This is a genomic window from Cellvibrio sp. QJXJ, assembly GCF_024452345.1.
Classification (GTDB): Bacteria; Pseudomonadota; Gammaproteobacteria; order Pseudomonadales; family Cellvibrionaceae; genus Cellvibrio.
Genome location: NZ_CP101662.1, coordinates 2,228,399 through 2,243,448, shown reverse-complemented (window position 1 = coordinate 2,243,448; position 15,050 = coordinate 2,228,399). Strand labels below are relative to the sequence as shown.

The 15,050-nt window shown below is 47.8% G+C and carries 13 protein-coding genes; 6 read left to right on the top strand and 7 right to left on the bottom strand.

The genetic code is table 11. From position 1 onward, the window contains the following. Positions 1-65: 65 nt before the first annotated feature. The 4 genes from NNX04_RS09775 to NNX04_RS09760 all read right to left on the bottom strand — a co-directional run bounded on the left by NNX04_RS09775 (position 66) and on the right by NNX04_RS09760 (position 1,874). Complete coding sequence (locus NNX04_RS09775; protein WP_261948301.1) at positions 66-887, bottom strand: serine protease; 822 nt, start codon at positions 885-887, stop codon at positions 66-68. 64 nt (positions 888-951) lie between these two features. After that, positions 952-1,293 carry a type II toxin-antitoxin system ChpB family toxin gene (locus NNX04_RS09770; RefSeq protein WP_261948300.1) on the bottom strand — a complete coding sequence of 114 codons (342 nt, stop codon included), beginning with the start codon at positions 1,291-1,293 and terminating at the stop codon, positions 952-954. Further along, positions 1,293-1,547 (bottom strand): AbrB/MazE/SpoVT family DNA-binding domain-containing protein, encoded by a 255-nt coding sequence (locus tag NNX04_RS09765; RefSeq protein ID WP_261948299.1) that lies wholly within the window; start codon positions 1,545-1,547, stop codon positions 1,293-1,295. The genes NNX04_RS09770 and NNX04_RS09765 overlap by 1 nt, the downstream gene beginning before the upstream one ends. A 135-nt stretch (positions 1,548-1,682) precedes the next feature. Continuing rightward, a complete protein-coding gene (locus NNX04_RS09760) occupies positions 1,683-1,874 on the bottom strand; it encodes a Thivi_2564 family membrane protein (RefSeq protein WP_007646178.1) in 192 nt (63 codons plus the stop codon). Between the two features lie 279 nt (positions 1,875-2,153). On the opposite strand from NNX04_RS09760, the gene NNX04_RS09755 reads away from it, so the two are divergent. The 6 genes from NNX04_RS09755 (at position 2,154) to NNX04_RS09730 (ending at position 10,108) form a co-directional block, all read left to right on the top strand. Beyond that, on the top strand, positions 2,154-3,518 hold the full coding sequence (locus NNX04_RS09755; RefSeq protein ID WP_007646180.1) for a family 43 glycosylhydrolase: 1,365 nt from the start codon (positions 2,154-2,156) through the stop codon (positions 3,516-3,518). Positions 3,519-3,615: 97 nt separating this feature from the next. Continuing rightward, the gene (locus NNX04_RS09750) at positions 3,616-5,565 is read left to right on the top strand and encodes a glycoside hydrolase family 97 protein (RefSeq protein ID WP_261948298.1); all 1,950 of its coding nucleotides are present in this window, start codon (positions 3,616-3,618) and stop codon (positions 5,563-5,565) included. Positions 5,566-5,705: 140 nt separating this feature from the next. Then, positions 5,706-7,682 (top strand): family 43 glycosylhydrolase, encoded by a 1,977-nt coding sequence (locus NNX04_RS09745; RefSeq protein ID WP_261948297.1) that lies wholly within the window; start codon positions 5,706-5,708, stop codon positions 7,680-7,682. Positions 7,683-7,953: 271 nt separating this feature from the next. Further along, on the top strand, positions 7,954-8,292 hold the full coding sequence (locus NNX04_RS09740; RefSeq protein WP_261948296.1) for a hypothetical protein: 339 nt from the start codon (positions 7,954-7,956) through the stop codon (positions 8,290-8,292). Between the two features lie 292 nt (positions 8,293-8,584). After that, a complete protein-coding gene (locus tag NNX04_RS09735; protein WP_261948295.1) occupies positions 8,585-9,037 on the top strand; it encodes a GNAT family N-acetyltransferase in 453 nt (150 codons plus the stop codon). A gap of 168 nt (positions 9,038-9,205) precedes the next feature. After that, complete coding sequence (locus NNX04_RS09730; RefSeq protein ID WP_261948294.1) at positions 9,206-10,108, top strand: alpha/beta hydrolase family esterase; 903 nt, start codon at positions 9,206-9,208, stop codon at positions 10,106-10,108. Positions 10,109-10,187: 79 nt separating this feature from the next. Here the strand turns inward: NNX04_RS09730 and NNX04_RS09725 are convergent, their stop codons facing one another. The 3 genes from NNX04_RS09725 to NNX04_RS09715 all read right to left on the bottom strand — a co-directional run bounded on the left by NNX04_RS09725 (position 10,188) and on the right by NNX04_RS09715 (position 15,039). After that, the gene (locus tag NNX04_RS09725) at positions 10,188-11,084 is read right to left on the bottom strand and encodes a poly(ethylene terephthalate) hydrolase family protein (RefSeq protein WP_261948293.1); all 897 of its coding nucleotides are present in this window, start codon (positions 11,082-11,084) and stop codon (positions 10,188-10,190) included. A gap of 269 nt (positions 11,085-11,353) precedes the next feature. Then, positions 11,354-12,073 carry a FadR/GntR family transcriptional regulator gene (locus tag NNX04_RS09720; RefSeq protein WP_007646210.1) on the bottom strand — a complete coding sequence of 240 codons (720 nt, stop codon included), beginning with the start codon at positions 12,071-12,073 and terminating at the stop codon, positions 11,354-11,356. Between the two features lie 170 nt (positions 12,074-12,243). Beyond that, the gene (locus NNX04_RS09715) at positions 12,244-15,039 is read right to left on the bottom strand and encodes a sensor domain-containing protein (protein WP_261948292.1); all 2,796 of its coding nucleotides are present in this window, start codon (positions 15,037-15,039) and stop codon (positions 12,244-12,246) included. Between the last annotated feature and the right edge of the window lie 11 nt (positions 15,040-15,050).

Sequence of the window (15,050 nt, the reverse complement as noted above, 5' to 3'; positions counted from 1 at the left end):
CACTTTGCTGTAGACAACAAAAAAAGCCCTGCACTGAAAAGTGCAGGGCGTTTTTATCAATGTTCTTATATTGTAAACGATGATGCACCTTTTTTATTTCCATTAATTATTTCTATAATCGCACTTTCTTTCCACACTATACCTAACTGAGCTTGAAAGTTGTCATCTCCAACCCTGCCCGAATAAATCCCTGCAAATCTTCTTGCCTCACCGATTATTGCATCTTCAGGCCCTGATCCTCCTTCTGGAATTATATAGCCACTTTGTTGCGCATAGACCGGCGAACCAGACATGCCTTGTCTAGTAGCAGTGTCTATGAAAAACTTTGGGAGCTTATCTAAATCAATATCTGGTTCCGAGGCAATACTGCCTCGCTTCCAGATTGGAAGCTTGGCGCCACCAGTCAGACCAAGTGGATAACCTAGAACATATACATCCAAACTCGGTCTTAAAGTTATTTTTTCTAGATCAAGTTCTTTTGCGTTGGCGGGTTTTAACATGCTTGCACTAATGCCTAGTGGAATTGCAACAGCATCAACCTTGTGGCCATGCTCAGGATGCTCATACCATACTGGTTCACTATCTTGATATAAATTCAATTCAAAAGAATGCCATCCAACTTTAGATTCGCCATTAGGAAAGCTTTTATCTTTATTGAAGTCAACTGGATAATGCAAAATAAATTTATTAGGAATTGCCGCAGCAGTATTTATAACCTTCAATGTTTCGGGGTGCCTTCCTGATGCATTGTGCCAATTTGTGATTAGGTAAGTTTTTTCATTATGTAAATATGAGAATGCTGTTCCGATCCCTAACTTTTGATTTTCATACATTATTTCTATTTGAAAAGGAACCCAGCTCATTTTTTCTTTTATTGCAATTGCCACAATGTTTCCTCAAATCTAACTATCGATTAAGTTAAGGGACTACGTTTTTATACGAGGTAAAGCCTTACTCAATAATCGCCATCAAAATCGCCGTAACCTCATCAATAATCATCTGTGGTGCCTTCTCAATTTTTACCGCTTTGCGTGCAACAAGATCGAGTGACTTGACTCCATTAACTAAAACTACACCTTGTGTTTCTGTGCCGCTACCAATTAATGGCACAGCAAAGCCTTCTGTGCGGGCGAAGTTTCCACCTTGGGTTATTGGAGCGATTAGAGTTAAACCGAGTTTGTTGAAGGCTTTGGGGGAAAGAACAAGGCAGGGGCGGAAATCACCTTGTGTTTCTTTGCCTTCTGTCGGGTTTAAACAAACGCGGACGATATCTCCTTTATCAAATATAGCCATCAGATTTCATTCCCTATTGGTTTGATTTTTTCCCAAGCATCCAATTCCTTATTTTTGGGCGCGTTTGGATTGCATTTATTCAATAGCTCGTCGAGTGTGTATTTGGGTTTTGTGCTGGTTGGTTTAATGATAATGCAATTATCCACCACAGAGACATCTACACTATCACCCTCGCGAAGTTTCAATTCTTTGAGTAGGCTGGAAGGAATAATGGTGCCTGCGGAATTGCCGATTTTTCTGACTTGGGTAAGCATAGCTGCCTCCGTTATTACAGTGTTGTAACAGTTTTCCATGGGGAAGTAGGGAGTGTCAACATAGTTGTAACATGGCTAAACGAAAAAGCCCCACATTTCATCTGAAAGGCGGGGCTTTTTGTTACAGCGTCTGAGCTAGATGGTCAGTCGCGGTAAATAGTTGCCCGGGATAATGCCGAAGACTGAAAGCACTATCAGAATCAGCATGATAATGAATAAGACCCGCACCACTTGCGCCACCGGTGACGGCAGCGGCAAGAGTGATACCAGCCACCAGATAAGCCCGAATACAACCAGGTAGACGATAAGGTTAATAATGGAGTCCATGATCTTTTCCTTTGCGATTTGCTAACGATGGTGCGCAGGGCATTACTATTTGCCCTAACGCTTAAGTGATATTGATCATAACGAAGCGGGAGGGTTTTGGCGGTGCGCTGGCGTACACAGGAGTGTGGTGGCGCTGTTACCCATCTACACCACTAGTGTAAAGACCACCTAAATCCCTTGGCCTGAAAGTAGATTTATGAGTAAAATCAATTTGTCTTATAATATTAAGACAATATCAATCACAACCTACCGTCTAACAATAATCTACAGGTAACCATTATGTTTAAATCAATTCTGGCGGGACTTGGCCTTTTGCTGTGCAGCGTTAGCGCATCGGCGATTACGCTTTCGGGTTTGACTAATTCCCATGACCCGGGCGCCCTTATTAAGGATGGTAATACCTACTTTCACTTCACCACTGGTACTGGTATTTGGTACTCCACATCGACCAATTTAACCACCTGGACGGGTGGCCCAGCGCCGGTATTTACCACTTACCCCAGCTGGATTTACAGCAAGATCCCCAATTTCAGCGGCTCTTTCTGGGCGCCTGAAGCGATTCATATGAATGGCTACTACTACCTTTATTACTCCGTATCCACCTTTGGCACCTCGGTGTCGGCAATTGGGGTCGCGCGTTCAGCATCGCTGACCTCACCCAGCTGGCAGGATTTGGGGGTAGTGGTGGAGTCCTGGGGCGGTAGTAGCGAAATTAACGCGATTGACCCGGCGCTGTACCGCGACCATGACGGCAAGGTGTACATGAGCTACGGTTCGTTTTTTGGTGGGATTGGCGTGGCTGAAATTAACCAGAGTACCGGCAAGCTCAATGGCAGTGTGACCAAGGTATATGGTGGCAACCACGCGGATATTGAAGCGCCTTACATTTCACGCAATGGCGATTATTACTACTTATTTATTAATCGCGGCGCCTGCTGCCAAGGTGCTAACAGTACCTATTACGTGCAGGTCGCACGCTCAACTTCCGTCTACGGCCCTTATACCGATGTGCGCACCTTGCTGCCTAATGTGGATGGCAACTACAAAGGCCCAGGTCACATAGGTTTGTTAAAACAAGATGGCTGCAATTACACCTCTATTCATTATTACGACTTGAACGATAACGGCAATGCCAAGTTAGACCTGTTAAAAATGACCTATAGCAATGGCTGGCCGACGCTCACGCGTAATTTTTCTGTCGCCAGTTGTGGTGGTGTGAGTGATGGTTTGTATCGCATTACTGCGCGTCACAGTAATAAAGATCTGCTTCCCGCTGCAAAATCCTCCGCCAATGGCGCGATGATTCAACAGGAAACCTGGAACTCTTATCGCGCCCAACAGTGGTATGTGATTAACCAGGGCACGGGTTATTACAGCCTGATTAACGCGGCGAGTTTGAAAAGTTTGGACGTGTACAACAATTCCACCGCTGCGGGCGCCAATATCGCGCAGTGGGATTATTGGGGTGGTGCAGGGCAGAAGTGGAGCCTGACGAATAGCAGCGGCTATTACACCATTCGTTCGCAACTGAGTAATTTACCGCTCGACGTTTTGAATTTAAGCACGGCAAATGGTGCACAAATCATTCAGTGGAATGCGACTGGCGCCACCAATCAACAATTCAGTTTAACCCGCTTGAAATAAAACCCGGGTTTGACGCGCGGCGCCTTTCGGTGGTTGATAAAAACTGTCGGAAGGCGCTGCGCTTTTCCAACCGACAAAATATAAATGGAGAGTTTTGATGAAAAAAATAGCCAGCGTTTTGCTTGTGATGGGCGTGAGTGTGTTGGGTACTGCCTGCAGTCAAAAAGCGCCAGAACCCCTTACCAGTCCCGACACTAACCTTAGTGTTAAGGTATTTGTTACCGAGCAAAATACACTGGCTTATTCAGTGGATCGCGCGGCGCAGCCGGTGATTCTGCCATCAGATTTAGGTTTGCAATTAAGTACTGCCGATTTTACCCAGGGCGTCACTATTGAATCGCGTTCAGCTATTACTCCTGTGACTGATGATTACACCCTGCGTGTGGGTAAAAAAAATAAGATCGCCTATCGCGCCAATGAACAAACATTTTCTATTTTAAATGCGCAACAACAAAAACTCATACTGATCTTTCGCGTATCAGACGACGGTGTTGCGTTTCGTTATGCCGTGAAAGATTCCGCTATCGCCACCAAAGAATTTGTGAAAGAAACTACCAGCTTCCAATTGCCGGAAACGGCGCGCGCCTGGTTGCAACCTATGGCGGTGTCGCAAACCGGTTGGAGCAATACCAATCCATCCTATGAAGAACATTACCAAATGGATATTCCGGTGGGCACTGCTTCCACCCTCGGTGCGGGCTGGGCTTTTCCGGCGCTGTTTAACACCGGTAATACCTGGGTATTGGTATCGGAAGCGGGCGTGAATCGCGACTGGCATGCCTCGCGTTTGCATCATGAATCACCCAAGGGCGAATACACACTGGCAACACCACAAGCGCCGGAAATTTATATTGCACCTAACGGCGAAAAAGGTGCACTGCTTGCCAATAGCCGCGGCGATTTAATTTCCCCCTGGCGTATTCTCGCAATAGGTGATTTGCCGCGCATTATGGAATCCACCCTGGGCACCGATCTCGCCGAGCCTGCCATTGCGCTGGATAAAAATATTATCCAGCCCGGTCATTCCTCCTGGAGTTGGGCCATTTTAAAAGATGATTTCACTACCTTTGATGTGCAGAAAAAATTCATCGACTACGCCGCTGAAATGCACTGGGATTACACCCTGATTGATGCCGATTGGGATAAAAAAATCGGCATGGAAAAATTGAAAGAATTAGTTGAGTACGCTGCGCAAAAACATATTGGCATCCTTGTCTGGTACAACTCATCGGGCAGCTGGAATGAAACACCCTACAGCCCTAAAAGCGAATTGCTCACCCATGAGCAGCGCCAGGCTGTATTTGCGCAGTTGAAAGCCATTGGTGTAAAGGGTTTAAAAATCGATTTTTTTGCCGGTGATGGTCAATCCATGATGGCCTATTACCACGACATCATGGCCGATGCTGCTGCCCATGGTTTGTTGCTCAACTTTCACGGCGCCACTCTGCCGCGCGGTTGGCAGCGCACTTATCCCAACTTAATGACCATGGAATCCATTAAGGGTTTTGAGTTCACCACCTTTACCCAAGCCGACCAGGACCCGGTAGCGGCGCATGTGGTTATGTCGCTTTTCGCACGCAATGTGTTTGACCCAATGGATTACACGCCCATGGCGTTTGGTGATATCCCGAATATTAAACGTGTGACAGAGAATTCATTTGAGCTAGCCGAAGCGGTGCTCATGATTTCCGGTATTCAACACTTTGCAGAAATTCCCGAAGGTATGGCGACTGCACCGGACTATGTAAAAGCATTTTTGCAAGAATTACCGCGTGCATGGGATGAGGTGAAATTTATTGATGGCTACCCAGGAAAGTACGCCGTAATTGCCCGTCGCGCAGGCGATGTTTGGTATGTCGCGGGTATTAATGCGGAAAAAGAAAATAAAACCCTGAATCTGGATTTAGGTTTTATCGGCGACAAAAAAGGCACGCTGATTGCCAGTGGTGCAGGTGAGCGCGATTTTATACAGCAGGATGTTAATACCAAAACACCACACACTCTTAGCCTGCGCCCCAGTGCCGGTTTTGTGATGGTATTTAAATAAGCTTCAACGTAGGTTGGAAGAGCGTAGCGACTTCCGACAAATGAATGCAGATTGACATTACGTTTTTAAGTCGGAAGTCGCTGCGCTCTGCCAACCTACGATCAAAAAAATTAAAAATGTAAATGTAAGAGAGAGGTACCATGAAAAAATTATTATCCCTATTGTTATTGCCCGCGGTATTAATCGGCTGCGGTAAAGAGGCAGAGGTGCCCGCTGAAAAAAGCGCGGCACCCGGAGCGCAAACGTCGGTTGCAAGTCAACCGGCTAATGGCCCCACCGCCGAGCAAATGGTCAATAGCTTTATTAACCCGATTTTCCCCAACGGTGCCGACCCTTGGTTGGAATATTTTGAAGGCAATTATTATTTAACCACTACCACCTGGACATCGCAGTTGGTGATGCGCAAATCGCCCACACTCGCTGGCCTTGCTACAGCAACGCCGATTAATATCTGGTCAGAGAGTGATTTGGGCCGCTGCTGTAATTTTTGGGCGTTTGAATTTCATCGCCTGAATACACCCAAAGGGCCGCGCTGGTACGTTATGTACACCTCGGGCATTGCTGAAAATTTTGATCGCCAACATTTAAGTGTGATTGAAAGCCACGGCGATGACCCGCTCGGCCCCTATACCTATAAAGGTTCGCCCATGCCGGATATTTGGAATATCGACGGCAATTATTTTGAGCACAAGGGCCAGTTGTATTTGCTCTGGTCGCAGTGGGTGGGCGATGAGCAAACCATTTGGATTTCCAAAATGAGCAACCCCTGGACTGTAGAAGGCGAGCGCGTAAAAATTATTCGCCCCGAATACGACTGGGAATTTTCCGGCATGAAAGTCAATGAAGGCCCGGAAATGTTAAAGCGCAATGGCAAAACTTACATGGTGTATTCCGCGAGTTTTTGTAATACCCCGGATTACAAATTGGGCTTGGTGGAATTAGTGGGCGATGACCCGTTAAAAGTGGAGTCCTGGCATAAATTTGATAAGCCAGTATTTAGCAAAGCCAACGGTGTGTTTGGCCCCGGCCACAATGGTTTCTTCAAATCGCCCGATGGCACCGAGGACTGGATTATTTACCACGGTAACGCCAGCGAATTGGAAGGTTGCACCAGCACTCGCTCAGTGCGCGCACAAAAATTTACCTGGAATGAAGATGGCACCCCAAACTTTGGTGAGCCGGTCGCTGCCGGTGTGCCTGTAGCATCTCCCTCTGGTGAAAACGGCCCGCTCGTCACTAAAGTGCAAGGCACTCAAATATCCTTGGTAAGCAAAGCGGATAACACCTGTGTGGTTGCCGATAACAGCGGAAAAATTTCTGCCGCGAGCTGCGCAGATACCGCGAGCAACAATGCCAGCGCGACTTGGAATTTGGATTACACCACCAACGGCAATTATCGCTTGGTAACACCAAGCGGATTATTCCTCACCGCCGGCGGCGAGCAGTGCGCGATTACCGATGCAGGTTTGAGCAGTGCCCCTTGGCACAACCAACTCTGCCAGCAATGGCAAATTAAACCTTATATTAAAGGTTGGGTCGCACTGGTAAATGCACAAACCCAGCAGGAATTACGTTTCGCAGATTGCAAAGAGCCCGCGCCAAAAGAAGTACAAAAATCAGTGGAAGATATTCCACAATTTATCGAACCAAAATCTGCTTGTGCACAATGGGCATTGCAACCACAAGGTGAAAATGCCATCACCAGTATTCAAAGCGGTAAAGCAATTACCGTCGTGGAAAATACAGCCGTTAAAAATATTGCGCAGCAAGAGTGGCTAAACAAATCGAACCAGCGCTGGAAATTTGCAGCGGCCGATGAAGGTTACTTCTACATTCAGCCGAGTGCCGAGCAATCTAATAGCAATGCACAACAATGTATTGCGGTCGCAAAAAAGTCTATCGTGCCCGGTACTAATATCGAGCTGGCAAATTGCGGAGAGGATTACACCCAATGGCAAGTAGAGTTTTTAGCTGACGGCACCGTAAAACTCGCCAACCGTAAAAGTACGCTAGTAATCGATTTGGCCCACGGTGGCGTGGAAGACTTCACCAACTTCGCCCAAGCCCAATGGCTAAACAGCAACGGACAGCGTTTCCAAATCAAACCAGTGCAATAATATTTTCCGCATAGGGTGGGTGCCGCACAAACGGCATCCACCATTTTCCATCACCCCTGCGAGTGCATGTATCCTGCCCCCCGTTTTAATTAGCTGCACTAATCCTGATAGCCTGCTCGCGCCGGTTTTTTAATAAGTGATATATACAAGCCGATCGCTAAGTGATTGAATCAGCGGTATCTTTGTGAGTAAAAGGTACCCGCCATAAAAAGATATGCGGCTGGGTTATATACGGCTTGAGCCGTCTAATAAACTGTTATGGAAAAAAATTATGCGCACTAAAATTATATTATCGCTAATCGTTAGTTTTCTTTCCGCTCTTTCCTCCGCAGAATCTCAGAATTTGAATTGTGACGTTGGCCCTATAACCAAAAAATTCGGCGGTTCTGACTGGTTGGTTTACAGCTGCGGTGACGCACAAAATGTTATTTTTGTAACTGCTCCAGGCAGTCCTGCTATGCCGTTTGTTTTTATACGTGCAAATGGTAAGTTGCGTGGTGAAGGGAATGGCAAAAAAGCATACACTGATTTAGCATATTCTGAGCTAAAGCAATTATCGTCAACGCAAGTGGAAAAATTGATTGAAGAAACAAAAAGCTTGAAGCAGTAGGTTTTGAGTTATCAGCTTTGGCTTTCATTTGAAATGAACGCGTAGTTTAGAAAAATCCATAACAAGCGACTGTGGTAGAAAATCAACACCTGAAACGCAAATTAATTAGCCTGCTACTCGCAGTTATCACGCACCATAGCGTTTAAAATCGTCATAATTTTTGTATACAGGCCGTAAGTTCAACCTGCTTGTATTTACCCTGTTCGACTCACGCTAATGTGGTTTTCTGCGCAATTGTTACTATATGGGTTATTTAAATACTGCTGGTTAACCTGACATCAGGTACAAAAAAGTGCTCAATTTTATAGATGCCGAAGTAAAAGATACTGGTCTGCTTCGAGACACCTTAATCACATCGAAGGGGTATTGGGGCTATTCCCAAGAGCAACTTGAGGAATGGAGGGCTAATTTAAGGTTTGAAGAAGAGTATATTGCTCGCAATACAGTCAAACTAATTTTAAAAGATAAAGAAGTGATTGGATTCTTCGCCATAGTGAAAGGCGATAATGATGAGCTTGATCACCTTTGGCTATTGCCAAAAGCCATTGGCAAGGGCTATGGCAATCTAGTGTTTGAACAAATTCTTTCAGAGTGTAAAACGCTGAATATAACTGAGTTTCATATAATATCTGACCCAGATGCTGAAGGTTTCTACTTAAAGAAAGGAGCATTTAAAGTTGGGGAGGTATATAGCGAGCCCCAGAAAAGAATGCTGCCTAAACTAAAATTTACGGTGCGCCTTTAAATGGTGCGTCGACAATTCCAATAGAAAAATTATGCAAAAATAATCGAATATTTCTTTGAAAACACAGAAAGTTTTAGTAAACATTACTTCTCTGTTATTCCTGCATGTTGTTGACTTTCACTTGGCCTGATTAAATTCCTGCAAATTACTAATAAGCGGGATTAGTCCATGTTAAGAAAAAATTTCTGCGCTGCGTTGTTTGTCATTGCCCTTGTTTCTTGTGGAGGTGGTAAAAATTCTGGCTCTTCTGCAAGTGTTTCATCCACTCAAACACCCTCGTCTTCGATAGCGTCGTCTACTGCGCTGGCATCTTCGTCCGCCGTTTCATCTAATTCCAATAATGATTATGGTTGTGGTATTGCAGCGCAGTTTTCCACTGGGCTGCAAACAATCACCGTCGATAATTCATCGCGCAGTTATTGGATCGAAATGCCACCCAACTATGATCGTAATACCACCTATCCGGTGATTATTGGATTGCATTGGCGAGATGGCAGCGCTGCAGATATCTATGGGTGGAGTGGCTTTTTTGGGCTTAAAAACAAGTACAACGGCAATGCCATTTTCCTTGCCCCTCAGGGGTTGAATGCAGGCTGGGCGAATAATGGTGATCGTGATATTCGTTTTATGCGCGCCATGATTACCGAAGTACAGCAGGGTGTATGCACGGATACCAAACGCGTTTTTGCTACCGGCTTTAGTTTTGGCGGGATGATGTCTAACGCTATAGGTTGCCAAATGGGTGACCTGGTCAGAGCCATTGCGCCGATGGCCGGTTCGCTGTGGAGTGGTTGTGCTGATTCGCCTCACAACGTGGCGACATTATTTATTCATGCCAAAGACGACAATGTGGTTTCCTATTCAGCGGGAGAGGAGGCGCGCAATGTTTTCCTGGCGCGAAATGGCTGCAGCGCAACAACAAAACTGGTGGGTAATAATGGATGCGTGGAGTACGAGGGGTGCGCCAGTGATAAACCTGTAGTGTGGTGTGGCACTGAAACGGGCGGCCATTGGTATCCGGATTTTTCTGCCCAGGAAACCAAGGATTTTTTTGATCGGTTTAACGAGTAGGAAGCAAATTACATAGTTTTCAATTTAAAAAGGCAGGGGGTGAGTCCTGCCTTTTTTGTGCGTTGTTCTTTTTATTTAGTTATTTCATGTTCTTTTTATCAACAACCCAGCCTTTCCATGTTGATAATTTTGGGGTTTTTCCTTTAAAAAGCTTGCTGGAATTTTTATCGCCTTTTAATTGCCAGTTAAGCCACGCCGTGGCGACCTTGCCATATTCACCGCCAAACGCTTGTGCATAGGTGCCGCTGTGGCCTACATCCAGGTTGGCGACAAATACCGGTACATGATTGATTTTTTCGACATCATCCATGCCATTTTTATAAGCGATGTCCGATGAGCCGCCCAGCAAATAGAGGGTTGGTGTGTGAATTTTTTTCAGTTGGGTTTTGTCCAGTTGCGGCATCATCGGCATGGCATTGCCGCGCAGTGGTTCGATAAAAATACCGCTGTTGGCGACTATCAATGTAGTAATGCGCGGGTCGCCTGCTACTTCCAGTGCTTGTAATCCACCGCAGGACATACCGGCAAGGGCAATTTTGGTGGTGTTCAATTTCTTGAAGTAAACGCTGTTTTTATTGGTGTTTTGTGCAAAGGCCCAGTCTATAGCGGCGGTGAGTTTGGCTGAGGTTGATCTCTCTTTATTTTGTTCACCAGATGCCCTGGGCATTGTTCCTATAGCGATAACCATAAAACCCTGCGAGGCGATTTCATTTAAAAAATTGACGTGTTCAAACGGCGAGTCAAAACAGGCGCCGTTACCCCAGACAACAAGAGGTAAGGTTTTTTTACCGCTAAAATGCTGGATATCCTGCGGGCGGAAAATAGTGTGCGTTTGGAGTGAGTCCTCGCTTTTCATAATGGCAGGAAATTTTCCTGTCCCGCCACCTTCTACAATCCGGCTGTTGGTGTCTTCGGCAAATGCTGGTGTTGCAATACTGAATGTCAGCATCCATAAAAAGGGTAGTATTTTCTGCATGGGAAAGTTCCTTGTTAATTAGGGCTATTGTTTTATCGACTATATCAGTCGCGCCCAATTAACCTGGAATGCCTTAACAAAAAATTTCTGATGGCTTGTAAAAGCGGGTAAATATTTTGGTTTTTTTGCCTGGTTTTTTAGGGGTGAAAAATTTATCCCGATATGAAAAAAGGTGAAAATAAAAAATAAAAATGTAAAAAATAAATAGCGAAATAAAAAAGGCAGAACTCGCGTTCTGCCTTTTTGCGTTTCAGGATTTCGAGTAAAAATTATTTCACGCTTTCCTGTTTCACAATTTCATCTTCAATAAAATTCAGGGCTTCGTCGATAAGCGCGAGCATGGATTGTTTGGCGCGTTCGGGGTTGCGGTTTTTGATGGCGTTGAAGACTTTGGCGTGGTCTTCCACTATGCCGTCGTGGTTACCTTTTATGGGGCTGGTGTGGCTGATACTGACACGCAATGCGGTTGAAATGAAATCGCGCAGGCGGATGTAAAAGCGGTTGTTGCTGGCGTAGAGAATGCTGACGTGAAAGGCGATGTCGGCTTCCAGGTCTTCTTTGCTGTTTTCTTCGGCGTTGCGCATGCGCTCCAGCGCTTGTTCAATGGCGTCGATTTTTTTGTCGTCGGCGTAGCGTGCGGCAAGTGAGGCGGCTTCGGGTTCAATGGCGATGCGCACTTGCAGGAATTCTTTGAGCACTCTGAGGGTGGGGCGGCTTTCCAGGGTCCAGCGCAGTAAGTCCGGGTCAAAAATATTCCATTGGTCTTCCGGCAGAATGCGAATGCCCTGGCGTGGTTTGCTGGAGATTAACCCTTTGGCGGAAAGCATTTTTACCGCTTCACGTACCGCGCTGCGGCTTACGCCAAACTTCTCACACAGTTCGGCCTCGGTGGGCAGACTGTCGTCACTGAATTCGCCACAGATAATTGTGCGTCCCAGCTCTTGTACCATGCGTTGTGAAAGATTGAAGTTGCGGTCGAGAAGCGCCATTATTTTTGTCGTCCAGATAAGCAAAAAAGATCGCTGAAGATTAACGATTTATTATTCATAATACAATCTGAGAATAGCGTGGGTGGCCGCAACGGCGCGGGGCCTATTGTATTTTGTGCGAAGGGTAGGGATATTTTTTAACGCCGGGTCAGTTTTATCCAGCAGTGCAATCAGCCGGTGAATTTGCGCCACGCGGGGTCGGGTTGCCACTGCGCAGCCCAACGTGGCAGGTCACTGGCGGGCATGGGACGGGCAATACCGTAACCTTGCGCCAATTCACAGCCGAGAGGAATCAATAATTCACCGTGGGCGATAGTCTCTACACCTTCGGCAATTACGCGGCGGTGAAATGCGTTTGCCAAACCTATCACACCTTTTACGATGGCTAAATCGTCCGGATCATCGAGCATGTCGCGCACAAAAGTTTGATCGATTTTTAATAAATCGGCGGGCAGGCGTTTTAAATAGGTGAGCGATGAATAGCCGGTACCAAAATCATCCACCGCAAAATGCACCCCCAGGGCACAGCAGGCGCGCATTAAGTCGGCCACTTCGGCGATGTCTTTGAGCGCGCTGGTCTCCACAATTTCCAATTCCAAAAATGCCGGTGGCACTTGCGGGTGAGCGAGCAGTTGCTCGGCGAGGCGCGCGGCAAAATCACTGCGCTGTAATTGCAGCGCCCCCACATTCACACTCACTGGCATTTGCAGCCCCAGTGCTTGCCAGCGTTCAATTTGGCTCAGTGCTTCGTCGATCACCCAGTCGCCCAATTCAATGCTGAGTGGGTGATCTTCAATAACGGGTAAAAATTTGATGGGGGGTATTAACCCTTGTTGTGGATGTTGCCAGCGCACCAGCGCTTCTACGCCGATAATTTCGCCGCTGCGCATGTTTACCTTGGGTTGGTAAAACAATACAAATTCTCGTTTATCCAGTGCGCTACGAATGTGTTCCAGTGATTCGCGCTGGGTTTTTACCGCCATGTCTTTGGCAACATCAAACAGGTGGTAGCCGTTTTTACCCGCCTGTTTGGCGATGTACATGGCTTGGTCGGCGTGGCGCAATAATTGGTCGGCGTCGGCGGCATCCTGCGGGTAAAGGGTGGCGCCGATACTGGCCGAGACTTGCAATAACTGCTCGTTCAGCATCAGCGGGGTAGCGGCTTCGTGCAGCAGGCGCTCCAGTACCAATTCGTGGGTTTTGGGCCCTTCCAGCCCGGTCATAACCACCACAAATTCGTCGCCGCCAATACGAGCGATAGTGTCGCCCTCGCGCAGGGTGGCTTTTAAGCGGTGGGCAATATTGACCAGCAGTTGGTCGCCGGTATCGTGGCCGTATTGATCGTTGATCGCTTTAAAACCATCCAGGTCGATATAGAGCACTGCCAAGGCAGCATTCTGCCGATGGCTGTGGGAAATAGCCTGTTTCAGGCGATCCGCCAGCAGTACCCGGTTGGGTAAACCGGTGAGCGCATCGTAGTGGGCGATATATTCGAGTTGGCGCTGGTGCTCTTTGATGGGCGTGATGTCGGTGAATAGGTTGACGTAACTTTGGGTGTGGCCAAGGCCGTCCTGCACGGCGCTGATGGTCATCATGGTGGCGTATAACTTGCCATTTTTATGGCGATTCCACAGCTCGCCGTGCCAGTAACCTTTTTGTTCCAAATCGTGCCAAAGGGAGGCGTAAAACTCTTGTCCGTGCAGGCCGGATTTGAGCAGGCGCGGGTTTTTGCCAATCACTTCCTCGCGCGTGTAGCCGGTGATATCGCTGAATATCTGGTTGACCTCGATGATATTGCCCAGCAGGTCGGTGATAAAAATCCCCTCCCGTGCATGGGTAAATACACTGGCCGCCAGCTGCAGGCGAGTCTCTACATGAGACTGTTCAATGGCCAGTGCCGAGAGCCGCGCTTCACTTTCGATCAGGCGCAGGTCTTCCACTTGGGGGCTGCTGGGTTCGCGATGGTAGATGGCGAAAGTGCCCAGCACCTTGCCCTGGGCAGAAAATATCGGCTGCGACCAGCAGGCGCGCAGCCCGGCTTGGGCAGCCAGTTCGCGATAGTCGCGCCAGTAGGGGTGGGTGTCTATGTCCTCCACTATGACGCGCTCACCCAAAAAGGCGGCGGTACCACAGGAGCCGGTGGCAGGGCCTATGCTGGCGCCGTTGATTGCCTTTACATAAAACTCGGGCAGATGGGGAGCGGCGCCGTGAGTGAGGTGAGTGCCGCTCTCGTCGGTCAGCAGGATGCTGCAAATGGCGCCGGGTACCAGCTCCTCTACATCGCACACAATACTGCGCAGCACCTCATCCAATGGGATTTTGGTGAGCAGTATTTCCAGTATGTGGTTGTGATGCTGGTAGCGGCGCTCGGCTTGTTTGCGCTCGGTAATGTCCTGGTAAATGCCGGTCAGGCGCACGAGCGTGCCATTTTCATAGTGGGCGGTACAGGTTGTGCGCAGGTCGATTTTGCGCCCTTTGAAGGTGTATTTTTCCACCTCAATATCAAACACTTCGCCGGTTTCTATGGCGTGGCGCATGGCCTGGGCGATACGCTCGCGGGAGCCAGGCAAGTACATGGAAAAGCCCTCGTCGAGTGAGGGGGTGAATTCTTCGGGGGTGGTGTCGTGGATGCGATAGGTTTCGGCAGTCCAGTAGAGGCTGCGGGTGGGTACGTGCATCTCTACGCCGCCGACTTTGGCGATGGACTGGGAAGCTTCGAGGATACGCGCGTTAGTGCGCAGCGCCTCTAACTGTTCGCGCTCGTGGCTGGCAAATTCGGTCAGTTTCTGCTCTAGCTGATCCAGCTCTTGCTGTTGCAATTGCAGGGCTAGGCGGTAGATATCCAGTTCGCGTGCAAGCTGTTCGGATTCGTCCAAGTCAGGTAAGCGGCCAGACCGCAGTGTTTGCTGCAGCTGGCGCGAGGCGCGCTGGTAGAACTCGCTTTGGTTGGCGGAGGATGCACTCATTGGTCTTCCAT

Bases quoted from the DNA above. Each gene is read 5' to 3' on its own strand.
- NNX04_RS09745 (WP_261948297.1), top strand. From the start codon at position 5,706: ATGAAAAAATTATTATCCCTATTGTTATTGCCCGCGGTATTAATCGGC.
- NNX04_RS09770 (WP_261948300.1), bottom strand. From the start codon at position 1,293: ATGGCTATATTTGATAAAGGAGATATCGTCCGCGTTTGTTTAAACCCG.
- NNX04_RS09765 (WP_261948299.1), bottom strand. From the start codon at position 1,547: ATGCTTACCCAAGTCAGAAAAATCGGCAATTCCGCAGGCACCATTATT.
- NNX04_RS09730 (WP_261948294.1), top strand. From the start codon at position 9,206: ATGTTAAGAAAAAATTTCTGCGCTGCGTTGTTTGTCATTGCCCTTGTT.
- NNX04_RS09760 (WP_007646178.1), bottom strand. From the start codon at position 1,874: ATGGACTCCATTATTAACCTTATCGTCTACCTGGTTGTATTCGGGCTT.
- NNX04_RS09725 (WP_261948293.1), bottom strand. From the start codon at position 11,084: ATGCAGAAAATACTACCCTTTTTATGGATGCTGACATTCAGTATTGCA.
- NNX04_RS09720 (WP_007646210.1), bottom strand. From the start codon at position 12,073: ATGGCGCTTCTCGACCGCAACTTCAATCTTTCACAACGCATGGTACAA.
- NNX04_RS09740 (WP_261948296.1), top strand. From the start codon at position 7,954: ATGCGCACTAAAATTATATTATCGCTAATCGTTAGTTTTCTTTCCGCT.
- NNX04_RS09715 (WP_261948292.1), bottom strand. From the start codon at position 15,039: ATGAGTGCATCCTCCGCCAACCAAAGCGAGTTCTACCAGCGCGCCTCG.
- NNX04_RS09755 (WP_007646180.1), top strand. From the start codon at position 2,154: ATGTTTAAATCAATTCTGGCGGGACTTGGCCTTTTGCTGTGCAGCGTT.
- NNX04_RS09750 (WP_261948298.1), top strand. From the start codon at position 3,616: ATGAAAAAAATAGCCAGCGTTTTGCTTGTGATGGGCGTGAGTGTGTTG.